The sequence below is a fragment of the Mycobacterium sp. genome, assembly GCF_047975165.1.
Lineage (GTDB): Bacteria > Actinomycetota > Actinomycetes > Mycobacteriales > Mycobacteriaceae > Mycobacterium.
Genome location: NZ_JBKECZ010000170.1, coordinates 21,446 through 43,922, shown reverse-complemented (window position 1 = coordinate 43,922; position 22,477 = coordinate 21,446). Strand labels below are relative to the sequence as shown.

19 protein-coding genes are annotated in these 22,477 nt (G+C 65.8%); 8 read left to right on the top strand and 11 right to left on the bottom strand.

Annotated features, from left to right (window positions below; all coding sequences use genetic code 11):
- On the bottom strand, nucleotides 1–356 hold a 356-nt coding region (locus ACK5M9_RS16225; RefSeq protein WP_416894159.1), incomplete at its 3' end, for a hypothetical protein.
- Nucleotides 357–570: 214 nt separating this feature from the next.
- On the opposite strand from ACK5M9_RS16225, the gene ACK5M9_RS16220 reads away from it, so the two are divergent.
- A complete protein-coding gene (locus ACK5M9_RS16220; protein WP_416894158.1) occupies nucleotides 571–1,017 on the top strand; it encodes a hypothetical protein in 447 nt (148 codons plus the stop codon).
- 116 nt (nucleotides 1,018–1,133) lie between these two features.
- On the opposite strand, the gene ACK5M9_RS16215 is transcribed toward ACK5M9_RS16220, so the two are convergent.
- From ACK5M9_RS16215 to ACK5M9_RS16190, 6 genes are all read right to left on the bottom strand, one after another.
- Complete coding sequence (locus ACK5M9_RS16215; RefSeq protein WP_416894157.1) at nucleotides 1,134–1,922, bottom strand: alpha/beta hydrolase; 789 nt, start codon at nucleotides 1,920–1,922, stop codon at nucleotides 1,134–1,136.
- A 124-nt stretch (nucleotides 1,923–2,046) separates the two neighbouring features.
- Nucleotides 2,047–2,925 (bottom strand): LLM class flavin-dependent oxidoreductase, encoded by an 879-nt coding sequence (locus tag ACK5M9_RS16210; RefSeq protein WP_416894169.1) that lies wholly within the window; start codon nucleotides 2,923–2,925, stop codon nucleotides 2,047–2,049.
- A 95-nt stretch (nucleotides 2,926–3,020) separates the two neighbouring features.
- Nucleotides 3,021–3,494: an Rrf2 family transcriptional regulator gene (locus ACK5M9_RS16205; protein ID WP_416894156.1), complete on the bottom strand. Its 474-nt coding sequence runs from the start codon at nucleotides 3,492–3,494 to the stop codon at nucleotides 3,021–3,023.
- Nucleotides 3,495–3,567: 73 nt separating this feature from the next.
- Nucleotides 3,568–5,412, bottom strand: coding sequence for a sulfate adenylyltransferase subunit CysN (cysN, locus tag ACK5M9_RS16200; protein ID WP_416894155.1), 1,845 nt, complete (start codon nucleotides 5,410–5,412; stop codon nucleotides 3,568–3,570).
- Nucleotides 5,412–6,341, bottom strand: coding sequence for a sulfate adenylyltransferase subunit CysD (gene cysD / locus ACK5M9_RS16195; RefSeq protein WP_416894154.1), 930 nt, complete (start codon nucleotides 6,339–6,341; stop codon nucleotides 5,412–5,414). Before cysD ends, cysN begins: the two co-directional genes overlap by 1 nt.
- 410 nt (nucleotides 6,342–6,751) lie before the next feature.
- Nucleotides 6,752–7,243: a beta-class carbonic anhydrase gene (locus ACK5M9_RS16190; protein ID WP_416894168.1), complete on the bottom strand. Its 492-nt coding sequence runs from the start codon at nucleotides 7,241–7,243 to the stop codon at nucleotides 6,752–6,754.
- 202 nt (nucleotides 7,244–7,445) lie between these two features.
- Here ACK5M9_RS16190 and ACK5M9_RS16185 point away from each other — a divergent pair, with 202 nt between their 5' ends.
- Genes ACK5M9_RS16185 through ACK5M9_RS16170 form a run of 4 tightly spaced genes read left to right on the top strand, consistent with a single transcriptional unit; the run spans nucleotide 7,446 to nucleotide 12,853 of the window.
- Nucleotides 7,446–8,420 carry an ABC transporter permease gene (locus ACK5M9_RS16185; RefSeq protein WP_416894153.1) on the top strand — a complete coding sequence of 325 codons (975 nt, stop codon included), beginning with the start codon at nucleotides 7,446–7,448 and terminating at the stop codon, nucleotides 8,418–8,420.
- Nucleotides 8,420–9,358, top strand: coding sequence for an ABC transporter permease (locus ACK5M9_RS16180; RefSeq protein WP_416894152.1), 939 nt, complete (start codon nucleotides 8,420–8,422; stop codon nucleotides 9,356–9,358). The genes ACK5M9_RS16185 and ACK5M9_RS16180 overlap by 1 nt, the downstream gene beginning before the upstream one ends.
- Entirely contained in the window at nucleotides 9,355–11,190 is a 1,836-nt protein-coding gene (locus tag ACK5M9_RS16175) for a dipeptide ABC transporter ATP-binding protein (RefSeq protein ID WP_416894151.1), read from the top strand. Before ACK5M9_RS16180 ends, ACK5M9_RS16175 begins: the two co-directional genes overlap by 4 nt.
- Nucleotides 11,183–12,853 carry an ABC transporter family substrate-binding protein gene (locus tag ACK5M9_RS16170; RefSeq protein ID WP_416894150.1) on the top strand — a complete coding sequence of 557 codons (1,671 nt, stop codon included), beginning with the start codon at nucleotides 11,183–11,185 and terminating at the stop codon, nucleotides 12,851–12,853. The genes ACK5M9_RS16175 and ACK5M9_RS16170 overlap by 8 nt, the downstream gene beginning before the upstream one ends.
- Before the next feature lie 34 nt (nucleotides 12,854–12,887).
- Here ACK5M9_RS16170 and ACK5M9_RS16165 read toward each other — a convergent pair whose 3' ends face one another.
- Together ACK5M9_RS16165 and ACK5M9_RS16160 are read right to left on the bottom strand one after the other, a co-directional pair.
- Complete coding sequence (locus ACK5M9_RS16165) at nucleotides 12,888–15,515, bottom strand: AAA family ATPase (protein WP_416894149.1); 2,628 nt, start codon at nucleotides 15,513–15,515, stop codon at nucleotides 12,888–12,890.
- Complete coding sequence (locus ACK5M9_RS16160; protein ID WP_416894167.1) at nucleotides 15,512–16,663, bottom strand: metallophosphoesterase family protein; 1,152 nt, start codon at nucleotides 16,661–16,663, stop codon at nucleotides 15,512–15,514. Before ACK5M9_RS16160 ends, ACK5M9_RS16165 begins: the two co-directional genes overlap by 4 nt.
- Before the next feature lie 128 nt (nucleotides 16,664–16,791).
- Here ACK5M9_RS16160 and ACK5M9_RS16155 point away from each other — a divergent pair, with 128 nt between their 5' ends.
- Complete coding sequence (locus ACK5M9_RS16155; RefSeq protein ID WP_416894166.1) at nucleotides 16,792–17,286, top strand: SixA phosphatase family protein; 495 nt, start codon at nucleotides 16,792–16,794, stop codon at nucleotides 17,284–17,286.
- A 131-nt stretch (nucleotides 17,287–17,417) separates the two neighbouring features.
- On the opposite strand, the gene ACK5M9_RS16150 is transcribed toward ACK5M9_RS16155, so the two are convergent.
- Together ACK5M9_RS16150 and ACK5M9_RS16145 are read right to left on the bottom strand one after the other, a co-directional pair.
- Nucleotides 17,418–17,993: a DUF3558 domain-containing protein gene (locus ACK5M9_RS16150; protein ID WP_416894148.1), complete on the bottom strand. Its 576-nt coding sequence runs from the start codon at nucleotides 17,991–17,993 to the stop codon at nucleotides 17,418–17,420.
- Nucleotides 17,990–18,496, bottom strand: coding sequence for a DUF3558 domain-containing protein (locus ACK5M9_RS16145; RefSeq protein ID WP_416894165.1), 507 nt, complete (start codon nucleotides 18,494–18,496; stop codon nucleotides 17,990–17,992). Before ACK5M9_RS16145 ends, ACK5M9_RS16150 begins: the two co-directional genes overlap by 4 nt.
- Before the next feature lie 249 nt (nucleotides 18,497–18,745).
- Between ACK5M9_RS16145 and ACK5M9_RS16140 the strand changes: the two genes are divergently transcribed.
- Complete coding sequence (locus ACK5M9_RS16140) at nucleotides 18,746–20,512, top strand: ABC transporter ATP-binding protein (protein ID WP_416894147.1); 1,767 nt, start codon at nucleotides 18,746–18,748, stop codon at nucleotides 20,510–20,512.
- Nucleotides 20,509–22,410 (top strand): ABC transporter ATP-binding protein, encoded by a 1,902-nt coding sequence (locus ACK5M9_RS16135; RefSeq protein ID WP_416894146.1) that lies wholly within the window; start codon nucleotides 20,509–20,511, stop codon nucleotides 22,408–22,410. The genes ACK5M9_RS16140 and ACK5M9_RS16135 overlap by 4 nt, the downstream gene beginning before the upstream one ends.
- The last annotated feature ends 67 nt before the right edge of the window (nucleotides 22,411–22,477 follow it).

Below are 22,477 nucleotides of genomic sequence, written 5' to 3'. Positions count from 1 at the left end.
TATTCGGCGGCGAGCACGGCGGTGTAGTCGTCCACCTGCTCACACAACGTTGCGACGATGTGGGCCAGTGCCGTCGAGTCATTGGGGTCAGCGCTGTCGTCCCGCATCCGCTTCGCCACCGACACCAGCCCCGGATCGCCCTCCCACCATCCGACGCCGTGACAGCCGATCCAGCTCAGGCCGGTGCCGAACAGGGCCAGTACCGGTCCGTAGGGCATGGCGTCGAGAGGTTCCAGGCCCTCGTGTTCGCACCAGTCCCCAGTCGGCGACCACCTGGCGGCGTCTGGCCACTCGGCGAGGTCGTCGGTGTCATCGGCCAGCAGCTCGTCGATGGCCGTGATGATGTCGGCGGGCATGGGTTTGAGGATACGTGGACATTGGAACACCGGGCGTGCGCCGACGTTTCGTGTCCCAATGTCCGCACGTTGTGCCGGCAATGCACGCCGAGCCACTGGGCCAGAAGCCTAGGAATTCTTTATGAACACCCCCTGTACATCTTCCGTTAACCTCTCGTTCAGCTTTACGCTAGATGTGCGTCACTTTTCGGCAATCGTCACACAGGCGGAAACCATGAGGATCAACGCACTCACCGCGGCAGTGGCCCTCGCACTCGCGGCGGGCGCAATCGCCGAAACTCCATTGGCGCACGCCGGCGCCCCGGCGATGAACGGCGTGTACCGATATACCGACGAAGACGGCGCCACCGGAACGTGGGTGATCAGCACCACGTGTACACCCGGTTGCGTCGCGCATGTGACGACCGCGCCGGGTCACGGGTTCGACGCACCGCTCGTCGACGGCCGCTACGTCGTCACGCGGGATATTCCCGAAGCCGTCAGGTGCCCCACGTTCACCACCGTGGACAGCGGCGTCGTATTCGGGGGCAGCAAGCACCCGGTCACCGTCACCCAATCGTGGGACCCCATCACTCTCACCGGCGAAGCCATCTACATCGCGAGCACCGCGCCCTGCGGCTTCGACACCACTGAGAGTTTTTCGCTGACGAAGTTCAATTAGCAACAGTGAAAACGGCGACGGAGCACTGCGCCGCCCGGATCGACTCACCATGCCGCATCGCAACGCAGACCGTCGTCGGAGGACGCCGCTTGCGCACGGTCAGGGACGACAAGTTCTCAGCAACCGTTTCTTACCAGCCAGCCATCGATCCGTTCGGCAACCTGACGCCATCCCGGTTCCAGCATCATCTCATGGCCAAGCTCTCCGAAGATCTCCGCCTCCGCACCGTATACCGTTGCCGTGCGCTGAATTTCATGGGGCAAGACCATGGCGTCGTGCTCGGCACCCAGGATCAGCATTGCGCCCGGGGTTACCCTCTTGGTTTTCACCAAGTCCAATACCAGCATGTCCAAGAATGCCCGATACGACTCGTTCTGCAACCGCTGGCGACATTCATCCACACAGGAATCGGGCGCCTGCGGAGCGAACAGCATTTCACGGGCCAGACCCTCTGTCTCCATCACCGGAGCCAACGTCATCCCTGCGTTGATCTTGGCGAATGTGAGGGGATGATGTCGAGCGATCTGCATCGTGATCCGTCGCGCGCCGGTAGGCGGAATCGGAGCAAGCAGGACGGTCCTCTCAGCCGCGTGATCCTGGAGGTAGTGCTGAAGCACGAAACCCCCCATGGAATGCCCAATGAGAACCGGTTGGGTAGGCAATTGCGCTACCACCTGGGCAACGTCGTCGACATAGTCCCGAATCCTCGTCCAGCGCAACCGTTCCGCGCCGGAACTCCGGCCATGGCCGCGCAGGCTCGGGGCATGACACTCGTATCCCCGGTCGGCGAAGAAATCCAGAAAATGGTCCTCCCAGCACCACGCCGCGTGCCAGGCGCCATGCACGAACAACAACGGCACCGGATGGCGTTCGGTAGCGGTCCCCCGGGAAATCACTTCGAGCATGGGTCTCCAAATGTTGGTAAGCGAACAGCGCTGCATCTCCCAATCTCCCCGAAATTTGCCCAGCGATTCGTTGAAAGTCCACCAAGGAGCGGGGCAGCCGGCAAGCCCGTCACCGGCTGGTGGGTCACAGTGCCGCCACGACATCCTCGGCACGGTGGAGCTGCTCGATGTCCGAGCTGGTCGGGATCAGCTGTACCTCGTCGGTGCCGATTTCCGCGAACCGTCTCAGCACCGCTGTCAGCTCGGCTTCGTTGCCCGCCCAGCCGGTGACAGGCGCCATGGCATCGACGTACTCGGCGGGGATCCAGTTCATATACCGCCGCAGATGGCGATGGATCTGGGCGCGGGCTCCGTCGGCGGCTCCGAACGCAAACCAGAACGACGTCGCCAGGTGGGGCTCGGGTTTGCCCGCCTGAGCCCAGGCTGCCCGCGCCACGTCGAACAACTCATTTTGCTTGACGACGTCGAGATCCAGTGTGGTGCCGGCCAATCCGTCAGCCCATGCCGCCGCGCTGCGGACGGTCCTGGGCCCGATGGTTCCGACGTGCAATGGCGGGCCGCCGTCCTGAACGGGCTTCGGTCCGACCGGCAGCACCGAGTCGGTGATCTTCTGTCCCGCCCACACCCGCTTCATCACCGCAACCCGCTCGGCCATCCCGCGCATCGTCTGCGTCTTGGTGTCGGCGCCGACGGCGTTGTAGTCCTCATGTCTGCCGCCCACGCCGATACCCACCGTCAGGCGTCCGCCGCTGAGCAGGTCACCGGTCGCCAACGCCTTGGCGAGCATGACGGGGTCGTGCAGTTGCGGCACGATCACCGTCGCCACCAGCCGTACCCGCTCGGTCCAGGCCGACAGCGCGCCGAGCAGCGTCAGGCTGTCGGGGTTGCCGAAGGCTATCCGCTCGCCCCAGCACAAGGACGAGAACGGACCCCGGTCGATCCTCCGCGCCCAGTCACTCAACACCACCCGATCCAGGTCGGGCTCCATCACCGGCATGGTCATACCTATCTGCACACCGACGATTCTGGCAGCCGCTCGGCGACCTGCGGCGGGATGGCGACGGCAACACCGTCTCCTCGGCGAATTGAGGTGTGGCCCTACGCCCGGCCGTACCGCCCGCGTTCCTGGTCGCGGTAGTCGTCGGCCAGCCTCACCACGTGCCCGGGCAGCCGGCCCGCGGCGACGTCGGCCAACGTCGTCGATTCGAGCACCGAGCGCATACTGGCACGCAGCGCCCGCCACAGGTCGGTCAGTGGCAGCGTCGGCCCGGAATAGGGCAGGTCACCGAGGCCGATATCGCGGACGCTTGCCAGCGGACCGTCGATGCAGCGCAGCACGTCGGCGATGGAGATGGTGCTGCCCGGCCGAGCGAGTTCGTAGCCGCCTTCGCGACCGCGGTGGCTTCGCACCAGCCGATCGGTGCGCAGGTTGGTCAGGATGTCGACCAGGAATTGCGGCGGGATGCCCTGGGCCTGGGCCAGGTCGTCGGTTTTGACCAGGGTGCCGCTCGGCGCGGCGGCCAGCTGGACCATGGCTCGCACGGCGTATTCCGCCTTGGCCGACATCCGCATGGTTGAGGATTGTGCCAGCCGCACTTCGCCCACACCCCACGGTGCCGCGAGCCGGAGCCGCGCGGGGGTTTTTCTACGGATGAACTTCGAGCATGTCGACCACGCTCTGGGCCTGATCGTCGATGCTGTAGTCCGGGGTGAGCCGCAGGTCGGGCTTCTTCGGCCGCTGATACGGACTGTCGATCCCGGTGAAACGCGTGATCTCCCCGGCGCGGGCCTTGGCGTACAACCCTTTTGCGTCGCGCCGTTCGCACTCCTGCAATGGCGTGTCGCAGAACACCTCGAATATCTCGAACCCGGCGTCGTCGTGGATCTTGCGGGCCATCTCCCGGTGTTCGGCCAGCGGGCTGATGGCCGGGACCAGAACGATCTGGCCCGAGTCGGCCAGCAGGGTCGCGACATGCGCCAATCGCCGCAGGTTCTCCGTCCGGTCGACCATGCTGAAGCCGAGGTCGGCGTTCAGGCCGTGCCGCAGGTTGTCTCCGTCGAGAACGTATGCGGGTATTCCGGCTTCGAGTAGCTTCTGCTCGACCCGCATTGCCACCGAGGACTTCCCGGCTCCGGACAGGCCGGTGAACCACACGGTCCTGCCCTGGGTCATCCGGTCCGCGGCGGTGACCAGCGACTGGTGCCGCGAGGTGTTGGGGCTGGCCTGCTGGGCCGTGACGTCGCGCAACACCATGCCCGCCGCCACCGTGCCGTTGGTGTCGGGGTCGATGAGGATGAATGATCCGGTGCTGGCGTTACGGGAGTACTCGTCGAGCAGCAGCGGCACCCGGGTGTGCAGCGAAATACGTCCGAGTTCGTTGAGTTTCAACGCCGTTGCCGTCTTGTCGCGATGCAGGGTGTTGACGTCAAGCCGATAGTCCAGCTCGGTGACCCTGGCCCGTGTCGTGCGAGTCGTATGTTTGATGACGTAGTCGCGGCCGGGTTCCAGAGCCGCATCGTCGGCCATCCAGCACACGGTCGCGTCGAATTGCTGCGCGATTCTGGGGTGGTTGTTGGTGCGGGCGATCATGTCGCCGCGTGAGATGTCGATATCGTCGGTCAGGCTCACCGACACGGCCATCGGCGGGAATGCTTCCGTCAGTGCGCCATTGGGGCCGTCGATCGCGGCGATTCGCGTCGTCTTGCCGATCGGCAGAACCACCACTTCGTCGCCGGGACGCATCACACCGCTGGCCACCGTGCCCGCGTAGCTGCGGTGATCCCGGTGCTCATAGGTCTGCGGCCGGATCACGTACTGGACCGGAAACCGCACGTCCACCAGGTTGCGGTCGCCAGCGATGTACACCTCTTCGAGGTGTGACAGCAAGGACGGCCCCTCGTACCACGGCGCCCGATCGGATTTGGTCACCACGTTGTCGCCGTCGAGCGCCGAGATCGGGATGGTCGCCACATCCTGTACGTCCAGGCGTGCGGCGAACGCGTGGAACTCCTCGCGGATGGCCTCGAATTTCTCTTTGTCCCAGCCGATCAAGTCCATCTTGTTGACCGCGAGCACGATGTGCTGGATACCCAGCAGCGAGGCCAGGAAAGCGTGCCGGCGCGACTGCTCCAAAAGCCCGTGGCGCGCGTCGACGAGTACAATAACCAGTTGCGCGGTCGACGCCCCGGTCACCATGTTGCGGGTGTACTGGATATGGCCGGGGGTGTCGGCGATGATGAATTTCCGCTTGGCAGTGGCGAAATAGCGGTAGGCAACATCGATGGTGATGCCCTGCTCGCGCTCCGCACGCAAGCCGTCGGTGACCAGCGCCAGGTCGGTGTACTCGTGGCCGCGGTCTTTGGATGTCCGTTCGACAGCCGCCAACTGGTCCTCCATGACGGCCTTGGAGTCGTACAGCAGGCGCCCGATCAGCGTGGACTTGCCGTCATCGACAGAACCGGCGGTAGCCAGCCGCAGCAACGTCGTCATCAGAAGTACCCCTGCCGTTTCCGGTCTTCCATGCCGGCTTCGGAGATCCGGTCGTCGGCCCTGGTCGCGCCGCGCTCGGTGAGCCGGGAGACCGCGGTCTCCGCGATGACCTCATCGACAGTGACCGCGTCGGATTCAACACACCCGGTGCAGGTGACGTCGCCGACGGTGCGGAACCGCACCGACGTCTCGAACACCGGTTCGTCGGCCCGCGGCTGCAAGTGCCGGTGCACCGCCAGTAACATGCCGTCGCGCTGAAAGACCTTGCGCCGGTGCGAGAAATAGATCGACGGCAAGACGATTTCCTCGGCACCTATGTAGGACCAGATGTCGAATTCGGTCCAGTTGGACAGCGGGAAGACCCGAATGTGTTCACCCTTGCGGTGGCGTCCGTTGTAAATGCTCCACAGCTCCGGACGCTGGGCTTTGGGGTCCCACTGGCCGAACTCGTCCCGGAAGCTGAAGACCCGCTCCTTGGCGCGCGCCTTCTCCTCGTCGCGGCGCGCCCCACCGAATGCCGCGTCGAACTTGTTCTCACCGATGGCACGCAGCAACGTGACGGTCTGGATCGGGTTGCGCGAGGGGAAGCTCTCGACAACCCGTCCGGCATCGATGTCGTCCTGTACCGATGCCACCACCAGACGCACACCGGATGCCGCGACCAGTTCGTCGCGGGTTGCGATGACCTCATCGAAGTTGTGTCCGGTGTCGACATGCATCACAGGGAACGGAAGCCGGCCCGGCCGGAACGCCTTGATCGCCAGGTGAAGCATGACGATGGAGTCCTTGCCGCCGGAGAACAGCAGAACCGGGCGCTCGAATTCGGCGGCGACTTCCCTGATGATGTGGATCGCCTCGGCCTCAAGCAGCCGCAGATGGCTCAATTCGTACTGGCCGGCCGCCGGGCCGGCCGCCACATCTATCGTCATAAGCCGCCATTTTCAGATCAAGTTGGCCTAATTGACCATATTTACTCTTATTACCTGACCTGGAACCAGGCGAGGTGAACGGTGTCAACGCGCGCGGGCCCGGGCCCCCGCCGTGCCAGGCCCCCAGCACCCAAAATCCCGCGAGCGTAACGCCAGTGCGAAAAAACAAACGCAAAACCGCACTGGCGTTACGCTCGCGAAGCGCCGCGGACGCTCGGGCGCACCAGCGCGGGAACTGGGGCCGGCCGGCCGCCGGGCCGCGAGCGCGCGCCGGCACCCCAAGATCCCGCGAGCGTAACGCCAGTGCGAAAAATCAAGCGCAAAATCGCACTGGCGTTACGCTCGCGAAGCCGGGCGCCCGCCGTCCGCCGCCCGCCGCCCGCCGTCCGCCGTCCGCCGTCCGCGGGAATTTACAGCGTGACTTCTTCGAGTTTGCCGGTCGCGACGTCGAAGACGAACCCGCGCAGCGACACGTGCTTGGTGACGAACGGGCTGTTCTCGATGCGACGCATCGACTGCCGGACATCCTCGGCCACGTCCGGGAACGCCTCGGCCGCCCAGGGCGGCTTGACCCCGACGTCGTCCTGGATGCTGCGCTTGAACTCATCGTCGGTGAACGTCAGCATCCCGCAATCGGAGTGGTGAATAAGGATGATCTCCTCGGTCCCCAGCAGTCGCTGGCTGATGGCCAGCGACCGAATCGCGTCGTCGGTGGCGACCCCGCCGGCATTGCGGATGACGTGCGACTCCCCCTCCTCGATGCCAAGCACCCGGTACACGTCGATCCGGGCATCCATACACGCCAGCACCGCGACATGCCTGCTCGGTGGCATCGGCAGCGGCCCCTGGAAGGTGCTCGCGTATTTCGCATTGTTGGCCAGGTAGTCGTCGGTAACCGTCACGCAGGGCTCCTCGGTATCGCGGCTTGTCATGTGCGGCGCACATCCATATCGCGCCGGATCGTACCAATGGCTCCGCGCGGTTTCGTCGGCCCCGATCGGCCAAAGCCGAATGATCCCCCGCGCCCCCCGGTCGTCACAACCTCACCGCGGCGCTCGCTACCCTGTCCCCATGCGGGGTCCCCATGCGGCAGCGTGATCAGACGTGACGCGCTTTCTGCTGCGCCGGCTCCTCAAGTACGTCGTGCTGCTGTTCCTGGCAACGTTTTTGACCTTCTGGCTGACCTCGGTGACGTTTCGGCCCTTGGACAGCCTGATGCAACGCAATCCCCGCCCGCCGCAGTCGGTCATCGACGCCAAGGCCCACGATCTCGGCCTGGACCAACCGGTTCCGATTCGCTACGCCAACTGGGTAGCACACGCCGCACATGGCGATTTCGGCAAGACGGTGACCGGCCAGCCGATCGGCGCCGAACTGGGGCGTCGGATCGGGGTGAGCCTGCGACTGCTGGTGCTCGGATCGGTCGCCGGCACCCTGCTGGGTATTGGGCTCGGCGCCTGGGGGGCGATCAGGCAGTACCGGCTCAGCGACCGCGTCGTCACCGTCTCCGCACTGCTGGTGATCAGCACACCGACATTCGTCATCGCCACCCTGCTGATCATCGGCGCGCTGCGCACCAACTGGGCGCTGGGCATCCAGCTCTTCGACTACACCGGCGAAACCTCACCCGGTGTCGCCGAGGGAACCTGGGCAGCCGCCGGGGACAGACTCAAGCATCTGGTGCTGCCGTCGCTCACCCTCGTGCTGGGCGCCGCCGCCGGCTACAGCCGCTACCAGCGCAACGCCATGCTCGATGTGCTCGGGCAGGACTTCATTCGCACCGCCCGCGCAAAGGGATTGACCCGCCGGCGCGCGCTGGTGAAACACGGTTTGCGCACCGCGTTGATCCCGATGGCCACGCTGTTCGCCTACGGAGTGGCCGGGCTGTTCGGGGGCGCGGTATTCGTCGAGAAGATCTTCGGCTGGCATGGCATGGGCGAGTGGACGATTCGCGGCGTCGCCACCCAGGACACCAACATCGTCGCGGCCATCACACTGTTCCTGAGCACCCTCGTCCTGTTGGCCGGCCTGCTCTCCGACATCTTCTACGCGGCACTCGATCCCCGGGTACGAGTCTGATGATTGTCGCTGAGAACGCGGACGCAGAGCCGCCCACCCCGGAACAGACCGGCGCAGCGGAATTCACCTCCCGACGCACCCTGGTGCTGCGAAGACTGCTGCGAAGCCGTTCCGCGGTGGTCGCCCTGGTGCTCCTGGTGCTGCTGTTCGTCGGCTGCTACGCGCTGCCACCGCTGCTGCCGTACTCGTATCAGGACCTCGATTTCGACGCACTCCTGCAACCGCCGAACACCCGGCACTGGCTGGGCACCAACGCGATCGGCCAGGACCTGCTGGCCCAGACACTGCGCGGCATGCAGAAGTCGATGCTGGTCGGCCTCTGCGTCGCGGTGATCTCGACCGGCATAGCCGCCACCGTCGGGTCGATCGCCGGCTACTTCGGGGGGTGGCGGGACGCCGCACTGATGTGGCTGGTCGATCTCATGCTGGTGATTCCGTCCACCTACCTGATACTGATCGTCTCACCGCGGACCCGGAACTCGGCCAACATCGTTTCGTTGATCCTGCTGCTGGCCGGCTTCGGATGGATGATCAGCTCCCGCATGGTCCGCGGCATGACGATGAGCCTTCGTGAACGCGAATTCATCCGCGCCGCACGATATATGGGGGTTTCCAACCGCCGAATCATCGCCCACCACGTACTACCCAACGTGGCATCCATCCTCATCATCGACGCCACCCTCAACGTCTCGGCCGCAATCCTGGCCGAAACCGGGTTGAGCTACCTCGGTTTCGGCGTCCAACCTCCCGACGTGTCGCTGGGCACCCTGATCGCCGACAGCACCCAATCGGCAACAACGTTCCCCTGGGTGTTCCTGGTTCCGGCCGGGGTGCTGGTGCTGATCCTGTTCTGCGCCAACATGGCCGGCGATGCTCTGAGGGACGCCCTGGACCCCGGCGCCGGGTCCCTACGGCGCGGCGGCGGAGGCGGCGAATGACACCGTTACTCGAAGTCCGGGACCTGGCTGTCACCTTCCCGACCGACGGCCGGCCGGTCAACGCGGTACGCGGAATCAGCTATCACCTCAACTCCGGCGAAGTGGTGGCCATGGTCGGCGAATCCGGCTCCGGCAAGTCCGCGGCCGCTATGGCGGTGGCCGGCCTGCTCCCGGAGTACGCGAACGCGACCGGCTCGGTGCGGCTGCAGGGCACCGAACTGCTGGGTATCGACGACGACGCGATGTCGCAATTCCGCGGCAAGTCCATCGGCACGGTGTTCCAGGATCCGATGTCGGCGCTCACGCCGGTATACACCGTCGGCGATCAGATCGCCGAGGCCATCCGGGTGCACCAGCGCGGTATCGGGAGGAAGGCCGCTGAACTGCGTGCGGTCGACCTTCTCGATCTCGTCGGTATCTCCCAGCCGCAGCAGCGGGCCCGCGCCTTCCCACACGAACTGTCCGGAGGCGAACGACAGCGGGTGGTCATCGCGATCGCGATCGCCAACGATCCCGACCTGTTGATCTGCGACGAACCGACCACCGCGCTGGATGTGACCGTGCAGGCGCAGATCCTGGAGCTGCTGAAAAAGGCCCGTGACGTCACCGGCGCCGGGGTGCTGATCATCACCCACGATCTCGGGGTGGTAGGCGAGTTCGCCGACCGCGCACTGGTCATGTACGCGGGCCGGGTGGTGGAGTCCGCACCAGTGGATATTCTCTACCGAGATCGTCAAATGCCCTACACCATAGGTCTATTGGGGTCGGTCCCCCGGCTCGATGCCCCGCAGGGCACCCGGCTGATCCCGATACCCGGCGCTCCCCCGTCGTTAGCCAGCCTGGATCCGGGATGCCCATTCGCGCCGCGATGCCCACTGGTCGTCGACGAATGCCGCACCGCCGAACCGGACTTGATCGAGGTTGGCACCGATCATCGGGCCGCGTGCATTCGTGTCCCTGACGCAATCGGGCGCAGCGCCGCCGATATCTACGGAGTCGACATCGGACGCAGCGGCCCGGCCCCGGATGATTCGAGAACTGTCATCCGGGTCCGCGACCTGGTAAAGACCTATCCACTGACCAAGGGCGTGCTGCTGCGCCGCAAGGTCGGGGAGGTCCGCGCGGTGGACGGCGTCAGTTTCGAACTCCTGCAGGGACGCACCCTGGGAATCGTCGGAGAATCCGGCTCCGGAAAGTCCACCACCCTTTATCAGATCCTGGACCTCGTTGCGCCACAATCGGGGTCGATCGAAGTGCTCGACGCGGACGTCGCCGCCCTGAACAAAGACGACCGGCGCTCACTGCGGCGCGACATACAGTTGGTCTTTCAGGATCCAGCGGCTGCGCTGGATCCACGGCTGCCGGTATTCGATCTACTCGCCGAACCGCTGCGGGCCAACGGGTTCGGCGACGACGAAACCAACTCCCGGGTCGCCGAACTGCTGGAAACGGTCGGATTGGGCAGGTCCTATGCCAGCCGATACCCCGCCGAATTCTCCGGCGGACAGCGACAGCGCATCGGCGTAGCCCGCGCGCTGGCGTTGCGGCCCAAGATCCTTGCCCTCGACGAACCGGTATCCGCACTCGACGTATCCATTCAGGCCGGCATTATCAATCTCCTGCTCGACCTGCAGGACGAACTGGGTCTGTCGTACCTTTTTGTCTCCCATGATCTTTCGGTCGTCAAGCACCTCGCCCACCAGGTCATCGTGATGCACCGCGGTGTTGTCGTCGAGCAGGGTGACAGCCGGCAGGTGTTCGATGATCCGCAACACGAATACACCCGGCGGCTCCTCTCCGCGGTACCGCGAACGGGACAGCGCGATGGCTAGCCGCGGACTGCGCGCGCTGGCAACCGCGGTGTTGGCCGGCACTGTGCTGGTGTCCGGATGCTCCGGAGGCACCCTGCCAACACCCCCGGGTCCGGGCACCGGCGTCCTCGGCGCCGGCAGCGACATCAACGCCCAGGACCCCGCGACTCTGCGCGAGGGCGGCGATCTTCGGCTTGCGCTCGGCGATTTCCCGCAGAACTTCAACGTGCTGCACATCGACGGCAACGTCGCCGAGACCGCAAGCCTGCTCAAGGCCACCATGCCCAGTGCGTTCGTCATCGGGGCCGACGGGTCGACAACGGTCAACACCGACTACTTCACCAGCGTCGAACTCACCGGTACCAATCCTCAGGTGATCACCTACACCATCAATCCCAAGGCAATGTGGTCCGACGGCAGTCCGATCACCTGGCGCGATATCGCCAGCCAGATCCACGCCATCAGCGGCACCGACGAGGAATTCCAGATCGCCTCCACCAGTGGCGCCGAACGCGTCGCCTCGGTGACCCGCGGTGTTGACGACCGGCAGGCCGTCATGACCTTTGCCAAGCCCTACGCCGAGTGGCGGGGCATGTTCGCCGGCAACGGCATGCTGCTGCCGGCCAGGGTCACCGCCACACCCGAGGCATTCAATACCGGCTGGCTCAACGCGCCGGACGTATCCGCAGGCCCCTTCATCGTGTCCAAACTGGACCGGGCCAAACAGCGAATCGCATTGACGCGCAACCCCAAATGGTGGGGCCGGCCACCGCGGCTGGACACCATCACCTACCTGGTGCTCGACCCGACGGCATCGTTGCCCGCGCTGCAGAACAACACGATCGATGCGACCGGCATCGGCTCGCTCGACCAGCTCATCATCGCCGAACACACCAAGGGCGTTTCCATCCGGCGAGCACCGGCACCCAGCTGGACGCACTTCACCATGAACGGCGCCGAGGGGTCGATCCTGCACGACCGCGACCTGCGACTGGCGGTCGCCATGGGTATCGACCGGAAGACGATCGCCGAGGTCGCGTTGCACGGCCTCACCGCGGCACCGGTGCCGCTGAACAACCACATCTTCGTGGCCGGGCAGGAGGGCTATCGGGACAACAGCCTGCCCTACGATCCCCAACGGGCGAGGCGAGAACTCGACGCACTGGGGTGGAAACTCAACGGCCAGTTCCGGGAGAAGGACGGCCGTCAACTCGTCGTCCGCCTGTTGTTCTACGAATCGCCCAACGCCAAGGTATTCACCCAGATCGCCCAGCACAGCCTTGCCGATATCGGGGTCAGGCTTGAACTTCAAGGACGTTCCGGCAGCGGGTTTTTCAGCAACTATGTCAACGTCGGCGACTTCGACATCGTGCTGTTCGGCTGGGTCGGCGACGCTTTCCCGCTGTCCGGGCTGACCCAGATCTACGCCTCGAACGGGGACAGCAACTTCGGCAAGATCGGCGGCCCGAAGATCGACGACGTCATCGAACAGACGTTGGGAGCACTCGATCCCGCGAAGGCCCGCGAGCTGGCCAACGACGTCGACCGGCTCGTCTGGGAAGAGGGGTTCAGCCTGCCGCTCATTCAGTCCCAGGGAACCGTCGCCGTGCGCAGCAACCTGGCCAACTTCGGCGCGCGCGGGCTCGCCGACCTGGACTATTCGGCGATCGGCTTCATGCGCTGAGGTCAATAGGTGCCGGCCCCGGACCGGTGTGCGGCTAGCTGCCCAGATCGATGCGATGCGCGCCCGCAACACCGTCGTACCTGGTGGGACTGCACGTCAGCACAATCACCTGCGCACAGTCACCGACCCTGCCGAACACCTCACTCATCGCCGCCAACCGACCGGGATCGGTGAACCCCAGTGCGTCGTCCACCACGACCGGAACGGTGTCCTCCTGGGCGACCAGTGCGGCACCGGCCAGCCGGGCCAGGATGCCGAGTTGTTCCTTCGCCCCACCCGAAAGCGACTCGTAGGGCACGGTGGTGCCGTCCAGCGTTCGGCTGAGGATCTGCAATTCACTGTCGACGTCGACCTCGAATGTCGGCCCGAATACCGGTCGGCCGAGCCGCTGCAGTTCAGCCCGGAAGGGCTCCGCATAGCGTCGTCGGGCGGTGTCGCGATGACGCGCCATCACCGACCGGAGTAGCTGCGCGGCCCTGGCCCGGGTGCCGATCCGCTCGTGTTGGGCCGCCGCATGCTCGAATTCGGTCCGGGCTGCGTCCAGCTTGCCTTTGCGTCCTTCGCTGCGCAGCACGGCCAGCTCGATGCTCAGATTCTTCAGCGTCTCGACCGCCTCGACGTGGCGGTGGCGCAACGCCCCGGCCACCTCCGATGCTTCGGCCAGTTCGGCGGCTATCGCATCGGGCGCAACCGCGGCCAGCGCCTGTTCCAAATCGGCGACGCTCAATTCCGCCGCTTTCGCTTCCCGCAGCTTGGCCTCGGCGGCCGTCTTGAGCGCCTCATCTGCAACCGACGCCCGCTCCTGTGCCAATCGGGTCACCGCCGCATCAAGCTCCGCCCGCCGCGCGGCCTCTTCGTTGCGCAGTCCTGCCGCGCGCGTATTCGCCTCGGCGAGCCGGCGAGCCGCGGAATCGGCGGATTGGCGCATGGCCTCACACCCGGCTTGAGCTGTCACGCGTGCAGTGTCGGCCGCGTCGCGTTCGGTGCGGGCGGCGGTGATGTCCGTCGGGACCGGCTCGGCGTCCTCCGGCTGATCGGGCCGCAACTCCGCCAACCTCACCCGGAGCTGTTCGATCTGGTCCTCACCGCACAATCCGATGAGCGTGGCGCTCAGCCGGTCGCGGTCGGCGGCCAATTCGCGGCGCCGTTGGTCGGCTAGCCGGGCAGCCGCTATATCGGCAACACCGGCAACCGCCAACGCATCGGCAAGCTCATGTTGCGCGGCATCGTATTTGGCGTGAATATCAAGCACTGTCGCGCCGGGTGAAACCCTGGCCGTCAGCAGCCCGACGATATCGACGTCGGTGGGGCCGGTGGCGGTCATGGACCAGCTCTGTCCGGCCGGGAGCGAAACGCGCTGGCCTTCGACGGCCAGCTCGATGTCGGCAACAGCGGTGAACTCGACAACCGCCGAAATGGACGCCAGCTGGTCACCGACGCGGTCTACATTCGCCGCAGCGCCTTCGATTCGACGCAGAGCTTCTTCGGTCAGCACCACGGCGGACAGCTGCCGGCCGATACCGTCGAGCTCACCCTGAACCTCATCGATCTTGGCGATCCTGGCCCGCAAGCGCTCCGCCTCCGCGCGGTCGGAAATCCGGTCGAGGGCGCACTGTGCGGATTCGGCGCGCTGGTGCGCCGCTGCGAGCGTACGACGGGCCTCCTCGACCGCTGCCTCGTGCTCGCGGAATTCGGTATCGGCCGCCTCCTGCTGATCGACGGCGTCTCGGAGCTCGGCCGCCACGGTGGTGACTACCTCAGTGCAGCTGTTGATTTCGACGATCAGCGCCAACCGATCCGAATGCGCACCGGAGGCCGTGACACTGGTTGCCACCGCGGCCGCCGCGACCAGCTTGGCCTCCCGCAGCGCCCGGACGAGTTCGTCGGCGCGGTTCGCCGCGGCCTGCGCGGCATCCAGCCGGGGGCTGGCCTCGCTGCACTGCCGCGACAGCTCGGCCACCTCCTTGGTGACCTCGGCATGACGTTGCACCCGGTCATCGACTTCTGTCATTGCCGAAGTACACTCGGCCACAGCTGTTTTGGCAGTATCCAGCCGGGAGATCGCGTCGGACCAGTCCCCGGTCCGACGGCCGGTCGCGGTGAAATAGCGCGCATATTCGGCATCGATCCGCTCGATCAGTAGCGGCTCGGTGCCGGACAGGGATGCTACGTCGGCGGAATGTGCGGCGACGTCGAGCGCGCGTGACAGGGCATCGCTGCCGGAGAGCTCTACCGCCTCCGTCGATGCCGCCTGCAGAACCCGCTGGGCCCGCCACAACCCGGTATCGACCGTCTCGGCCAGCATCGCCCGGACCCGCTCGTGGGCCTCGTCACCGGTCAGCTGCTCCCGGCGCGGCTCCAGGACCGTCAGCTCCGTTTCGCATTTCTTGTGAAATCGTTTGCGATACACAAATCGGTACGGTCCGGTGCTTATCTCGGCGGTGACCTCTGCGCCGACGTCGGCGTTGGCGGGCTTGACCTGCTTGACTTCCTTCTTCACCGACCGGTCCCGGGCTTCGAGCAGCAGGTCCAATGCCTCGATCATCGAAGACTTGCCGATTTCGTTGGCGCCGTGGATGACGATGACACCGTGGTCGGGAAATTCGATCTCCCGGTGCGCCACACCGCGGTAGTTCGCCATGATCAGCCGGTGCAGCTTCATGGCACACCCCGCTCGGCGAGACGGAGCAGCAGCGCCAGTGCCGCCTGGGCGTCGGCGGCGGTCTGCGACTCCCCCGCGCGTGCGGTGTCCACAAGTTCAGCCACCGCCGAGGCGGCGAACCCGCCGAGGCCGAGATCGTCGAATTCGCCATCGGCGGGAATGACCGCCAGATCGGTGTGGCGTTCCCACATTTGGAGCCAGGCGAACAACCGTGCATACCGCTCCAGACAGGCGTCGAGTTCCGCCCGGTCGGTGACGGTAAGCGCGCCCGTCAGCGCCAACCGCACGACCGTGCGTTCCTTGTCCGTCATCTCATCGAGGCTGGCCGCCAGATCGGCGATGTCCCGGCCGCTGTCTAGGTGACTGCGCACGGTGACGAAGCGCCAACGGCCAACCTTCCTGGCCTCGACGGTGACCGGGCGCTGCGGATCGCTGTCATCGATGTCGACCACCAGAACGTGACCCGGATTCACTTCGACATCGTCATAGTTGGTCACCTCCGGCGACCCCGAGTACCAGACACGACCGCTGCCGCCGACCTCGGTGAGTGAATGCTTATCGCCCAGGGCAACATAGTGAATTACCCCGCACGCCAAGGCCTGCTCGACCCCTGCCAGGCGGATCAGAGACGGCTTTCCCGGGTCGGGATCCAGGATATCGACGCCGCCGTGGGCGAGCAGAATCCGGGTGGCGTCTCCGGCGGACAGGCCGTCGAGCACCTCGGCGACCAGGTCGGTGGTGGGCACCTTCGACCGCCACGGCACCGCGACGAGCTCCAACCCAGCCCGGACCCGGTGGATTCCGGCTTGGTCGAGCACGACGACGTTGTCCGGGCATGCGGCGGTGAACAGCCCGCCGGTGTAGACCGACGAAGCGTCCAGCGGGTCGTGGTTGCCCGGCAACAGGTAGACCGGGACGCCGATCGCCCGCATGGCCTCCAGGGATTGCCCGATCACCTGCGGGGCAAGTTGGTTGTCTTCGAAGACATCCCCGGCCACCACGACGAACTCCGCACCCACCTCCGCGGCCAGCGCGCCCAGGCCGGCCACGGCATCGCGGCGGGCCGCGGAATAACGCGGCTGGGCGTCTCCGGCGAGGAAGTGCCTGGTCATACCCAATTGCCAGTCGGCGGTGTGCAGGAACCGCATCGTGGCACCCCCTTTAGGCTTCATGACTTTCAAGGCACCGCGAGTGTAGATCCGAGGGCCGACAGATCCCGGGAACCCCCGTGGTCGATAACGTGGGTCCAGTGGACAAGCCATTCACCCTGGTGTTGATGCGTCATGCGAAATCGGCCTACCCCGGCGGGGTGGCCGATCATGACCGGCCGCTGGCTCCGCGCGGGCGCAAGGAAGCCGCGTTGGGCGGCGACTGGCTGCGTGCCAATGTGCCGGCCATCGACGCGACGCTCTGTTCAACGGCGATCCGTGCCCGAGAAACGTTGGAGTGCACTCGGATCGATGCGCCGGTCAGCTACGTTCCGCAGATCTACGGGGCCGCCCCCGGTGCGGTCATCGAGACCATCAACCAGGTCGACGCGCAGGTCAACACCCTGCTCGCGATCGGACACGAGCCGACGATGTCGTCGTTGGCGCTGATCCTCGCCAACCTCGACACCGCTGACATCGCCGACGGCGCCGGCAGCGCCGCCGCGCAGAGCATCTCAGCGAAATTCCCCACTTCCGGGATCGCGGTGGTGCACTGCCCCGGCACCTGGGCGGATCTCGAACCCGGCGGCGCCGCACTGGCCGACTTCCACGTGCCCCGCTAGCCGCTGGCCGCTAGGCACTAGGCGGGCGCGTTCACTCTGCACCCTGGGCGTAAACCACTCGCACTTTTGCGCCACAGGCGCAGAGTGAGCGGGGGAGATTGCGCCACTGGCGCGGAGTCAACGCCAGGCTCCTAGGCGTTGGTGGCCAGCGTCAGCTCCATCAGTTTGATCGCCTGGCCGCAGGCATCGATGCCGGGGACCTGAGGATTCACCCACCAGCCGACCACCCCCGCCGCGTCGCTGGCGACACCGCAGGCGCCGTTGGGGTCATTGGGTTTCATCACGATGGAATCGATGCCCTGAATCGCGCGGCTCTCGATCTGATATTTGAGGTACTCCGCGACCTTGCGTTCATTGCTCAGGCTGCCCTGCTCGAACCAGAACCGGGTGATGTCGATGAGCCCGGCCGGGTTGGCGGCCTGCCAACGGCAGATAGCACCGACAAACGTGCTCTGGATGTCCAGTGGATCGGCGCCGACCGTCTTGGCCAGGATGTCAGCGGTCAGCACCTCACATTCCTTGAGCAGATTCGGGTACTCCCGCTCGGAATCGTCGTTACGGGGAACACCGGCCCCACCCGCCTTCATCGCGGTTCCGCCTACCGTCCTGGAACACCCGGGCAAGGCGGTCAGCACGACCATCAGCACCGCGACCCAGGCCACCACAGCTCGACCGACTTTTTGTCCGGTGCGCATCCATCCACTCATTTCGAATTCGCAATCGCCTGCCGGGTCAATTCCTTGGCGATATCGCACGGCGGTGGGAACGGCTTCTGGGCAAAGCTGATCGACCATTCGATGAAGTCGTCCTGAAACTGGATACCGACCTCGCACAGCGACTCGCCGAGGATCGGGTCATCGCCGACGGCGATGAAGCCCTCATGGCCGTCGATGTTGATGTCCTCGACGGTAGCGCGTGAGAGCTCCTCGGTTTTGCGTTCCCGCCCGATCGGGCTGCCGCGATACCAGGAGAAGGAAAAGTGCGGACCCATGATGCCCCCGCCCAGCAGCCACTGGCAGCCGACGGAATTCTTGGCGGTATTCATCAGCCCGGAGATCTCCGTCTGCTGGGCCACGGTTTCGTCGCTCACGCCGCCGCACTCCGGGAACATCGGCCCATGCCTACCGTCTGCGCTTCCCGCCGTCGACTCCGCCGTCGCGTCGGGGTCGCTGTCGCCGGAACCACCACAGCCGGCTAGTCCGAGGACCATGCCCGCAGCGGGCACCACGACCGCAGCAGCCCGGACCCACACCGAAAGACGCCGCACCACTATCCCTCCTGATGCCGGTCACACCATGTGCCAGCCACACGATGCACTGTAGCGCCACCCCCGCGACTCAACCACCGACACGCCACCTGATCAGGCATTTCGGCAAGAACACCTGCCCAATGGCCGGTACCGGAGCGTCCGCCGCCGGTGAAGACGCGCATCGGCATCCCGGTATGCGACAGTTAGCCAATGCTCCTGGCACTGCTGCGCCAGTACATCCGGCCCTATCGCGGGCTCGTCGCGGTTCTGATGGTGGCGCAGTCGGTCAGCACCCTGGCATCGCTGTACCTTCCCACGGTCAACGCCGCAATCATCGACGACGGCGTCGCCGTCGGCGACCCGGCCACCATCATGCGGCTCGGCGTGGTGATGCTGATGGTCACCGGGCTGCAGGTGCTGTGCGCGGTGGCAACGGCCTACTTCGGCTCCCGGACCGGCACCGGATTCGGCCGGGACCTGCGGGCGGCGATGTTCGAGCACGTCATCACCTTCTCCGAACGGGAATCGGCGCGCTTCGGCGCCCCGACGCTGCTGACCCGCAGCACCAACGACATCCGACAGATCGTGTTCCTCGTGCAAACCTCGTCGACCGTGCTGGTCACCGCCCCGATCATGTGCGTTGGCGGTGTCATCATGGCCATCCACCAGGAGGCGGCACTGACCTGGCTCCTGCTGGTCAGCGTGCCCGCGATGGCGCTGGCCGACTACCGGATCATCGGACGCATCCTGCCGCTGTTGCGCAACATGCAACGGTTGATCGACGGCATCAACCGGGTGATGCGCGACCAGCTGTCCGGCGTGCGCGTGGTCCGGGCATTCACCCGCGAGGACTTCGAACGGGAGAAGTTCGCCGCTGCCAACCTGGCGCTGTCCGACGCCGCACTGGGCGCGGGCAACTGGCAGGCGTTGATGCTGCCCGTGACCACCCTGACCATCAACCTGTCCAGCGTGGCGCTCATCTGGTTCGGCGGACTGCGCATCGACCACGGGCAAATGCAGGTCGGATCGCTGATCGCCTTCCTGTCCTACTTCGCCCAGATACTGATGGCCGTGGTGATGGCGACCATGACCCTGGCAGTCCTGCCGCGAGCGTCGGTGTGCGCCGAACGCATCACCGAGGTGCTGTCCACCCGCAGCGCGGTCACCAGTCCTGAAACGCCCGCGTTTCCCGCACGCGGGATCACCGGAGTCGTCCACCTCAGGGAGGTGACATTCACCTATCCTGGCGCCGAACGGCCAGTGCTCCACGATGTTTCGTTGACCGCGTCACCTGGAACCAGCACGGCGATCATCGGGGGCACCGGCTCCGGGAAGTCGACGCTGGTGTCACTGATCTGCCGGCTGTTCGACGTCACCGGGGGCGCCGTCGTCGTCGACGGTATCGACATCCGTGACTACGACACCGATCGGCTCTGGTCGGCGATCGGGCTGGTGCCCCAGCGCGGTTATCTGTTCAGCGGCACCGTCGCGGACAACCTGCGCTACGGCGCCCCTCCGGGGCAAGTGGTTACCGACGACCAGATGTGGGACGCGCTGCGCGTAGCCGCGGCGGACGACTTCGTACGACCGCACGGCCTGCAGATGAGCGTCGCCCAGGGCGGGATCAACTTCTCCGGCGGACAGCGACAGCGGCTGGCGATCGCCCGGGCCGTCATCCGCCGTCCGGCCATCTACGTGTTCGACGACGCCTTCTCTGCCCTGGACGTACACACCGAAACGCGGGTGCGCACCGCGCTGCGAGAGACGGCAGACGACACCACGACAATCCTCGTCACACAGCGTATTTCGACGTCGTCCCAAGCAGACCGGGTGATCGTCGTCGACAACGGTAGGGTCGTCGGCGCCGGCAGCCACGAATCGATGCTGTCGGACTGCCCCGCCTACGCCGAATTCGCCGCTTCCCAGACGTTCGGCGCCGGGGTCGGCACGGGCACAGAAGCAGGGGGAACGCAATGACCCCGCCCACCAGTGCCCGCCCCCGCAGCACCACAGCGCCGCCGCCGAACCTGCGCTCGCGCGACTTCCGGGGCTCCGCCGCCCGACTCCTCGGGCGACTGGCACCGTATCGACGACTCAGTGTCGCCGTCATCGCGCTCGGCATCGCCGGAACGGCTGTGTCGGTGGTGGTCCCGCGGATTCTCGGCCACGCCACCGACCTCTTGTTCAACGGCGTGATCGGACGGGGGCTGCCGTCCGGCATCAGCAAGGCCCAGGCGGTGTCGGAGGCCCGTATGCGCGGCGACACCACGTTCGCCGACCTGTTGTCGGGAATGAACGTGGTACCGGGGCGCGGGGTCGACTTCACCGCGGTCATCCGCACGCTGACACTGGCCATGGTGTTGTATCTGATTGCCGCCCTATTGATTTGGGCTCAGGCCAGACTACTGAACCTCACCGTCCAGCGGATGGTGGCGAGGCTGCGCGCGGATGTCGAAGACAAGGTGCATCGCCTGCCGTTATCCTATTTCGACCGGCAACAACGCGGCGAATTGCTCAGCCGGGTCACCAACGACATCGACAACATGGCGACGTCACTGTCGATGACGATCAGCCAACTGGTGACCGCGGTCCTGACCGTGTCCGGCGTGGTCGCCATGATGCTGTGGATCTCACCATTGCTGACCCTGATCACTATCGCGACCGTTCCGGTGTCACTGCTGGCGACCCGCGCGATCACCCGCCGGTCGCGACGGCTGTTCCTGGCGCACTGGACCAGTACCGGACGGCTCAACGCCCACATCGAAGAGACCTACAGCGGGTTCACGGTGGTCAAGACATTCGGCCACGGTCCGGCGGCACTCGCACAGTTCCACGAACTCAACGACGACGTCTACCGGGCCGGTTCCGGCGCGCAGTTCTTCTCCGGTCTGGTCGCACCGGCGACGGGATTCATCGGCAACCTCGGCTATGTCGGCGTCGCAGTCGCCGGGGGCCTGCAAGTGGCCACCGGCCAAATCACCCTCGGCAGCATCCAGGCGTTCATCCAATATGTGCGGCAATTCAATTCCCCGGTGGGCCAGCTTGCAGCGATGTACAACACCCTGCAGTCAGGTGTGGCCAGCGCCGAACGGGTCTTCGAACTGCTCGACGAACCGGAGGAATCACCGGATCCGGTCGAGCCCGTCATCGCGACCGGACCCGGCCGCGTCGAGTTCGAGCACGTGACCTTCGCCTACCAACCGCGGCACCCGGTGATCCACGATGTGTCCCTGGTAGCGGAACCGGGCAGCACCGTCGCCATCGTCGGACCCACCGGAGCCGGCAAAACCACGCTGGTGAACCTGCTGATGCGGTTCTACGACGTCGACGTCGGCCGGATCCGGCTCGACGGGGTCGATATCGCCTCCCTCGACAGGCATGCACTGCGTTCACGCATCGGCATGGTGCTCCAGGACGCCTGGCTGTTCGACGGGACCATCGAGGAGAACATCGCCTACGGTCGCCCGGGGGCCGGCAAGGCGGAGGTATTGGCCGCCGCACGGGCCGCCTATGTCGATCAGTTCGTACACCGCCTGCCCGACGGTTACCAGACCCGGATCAGCGGCGGTGGCGCCAACATCAGTGTCGGCGAAAAGCAGCTCATCACGATCGCCCGCGCATTCCTTGCCCGACCCCAACTGCTGATTCTGGACGAGGCGACCAGCTCCGTCGACACCCGCACCGAGGTCCTGATCGCTCAGGCAACCCGTGAACTTCGCCGCGACCGGACGAGTTTCATAGTCGCCCATCGCCTTTCGACGATCCGGGATGCCGACCGGATCGTCGTGCTCGGGGGGGGCCGGATCGTCGAACAGGGCGGCCACGCCGAACTCCTCGCCCGGCGGGGTGCCTACTACGCGATGACAATGGCCTGAGCGCGAGCCGGTCCCGGCGCGACGTACGGCGATACCGACTCGAGTTCGATGCGGTATCGCGGCACTG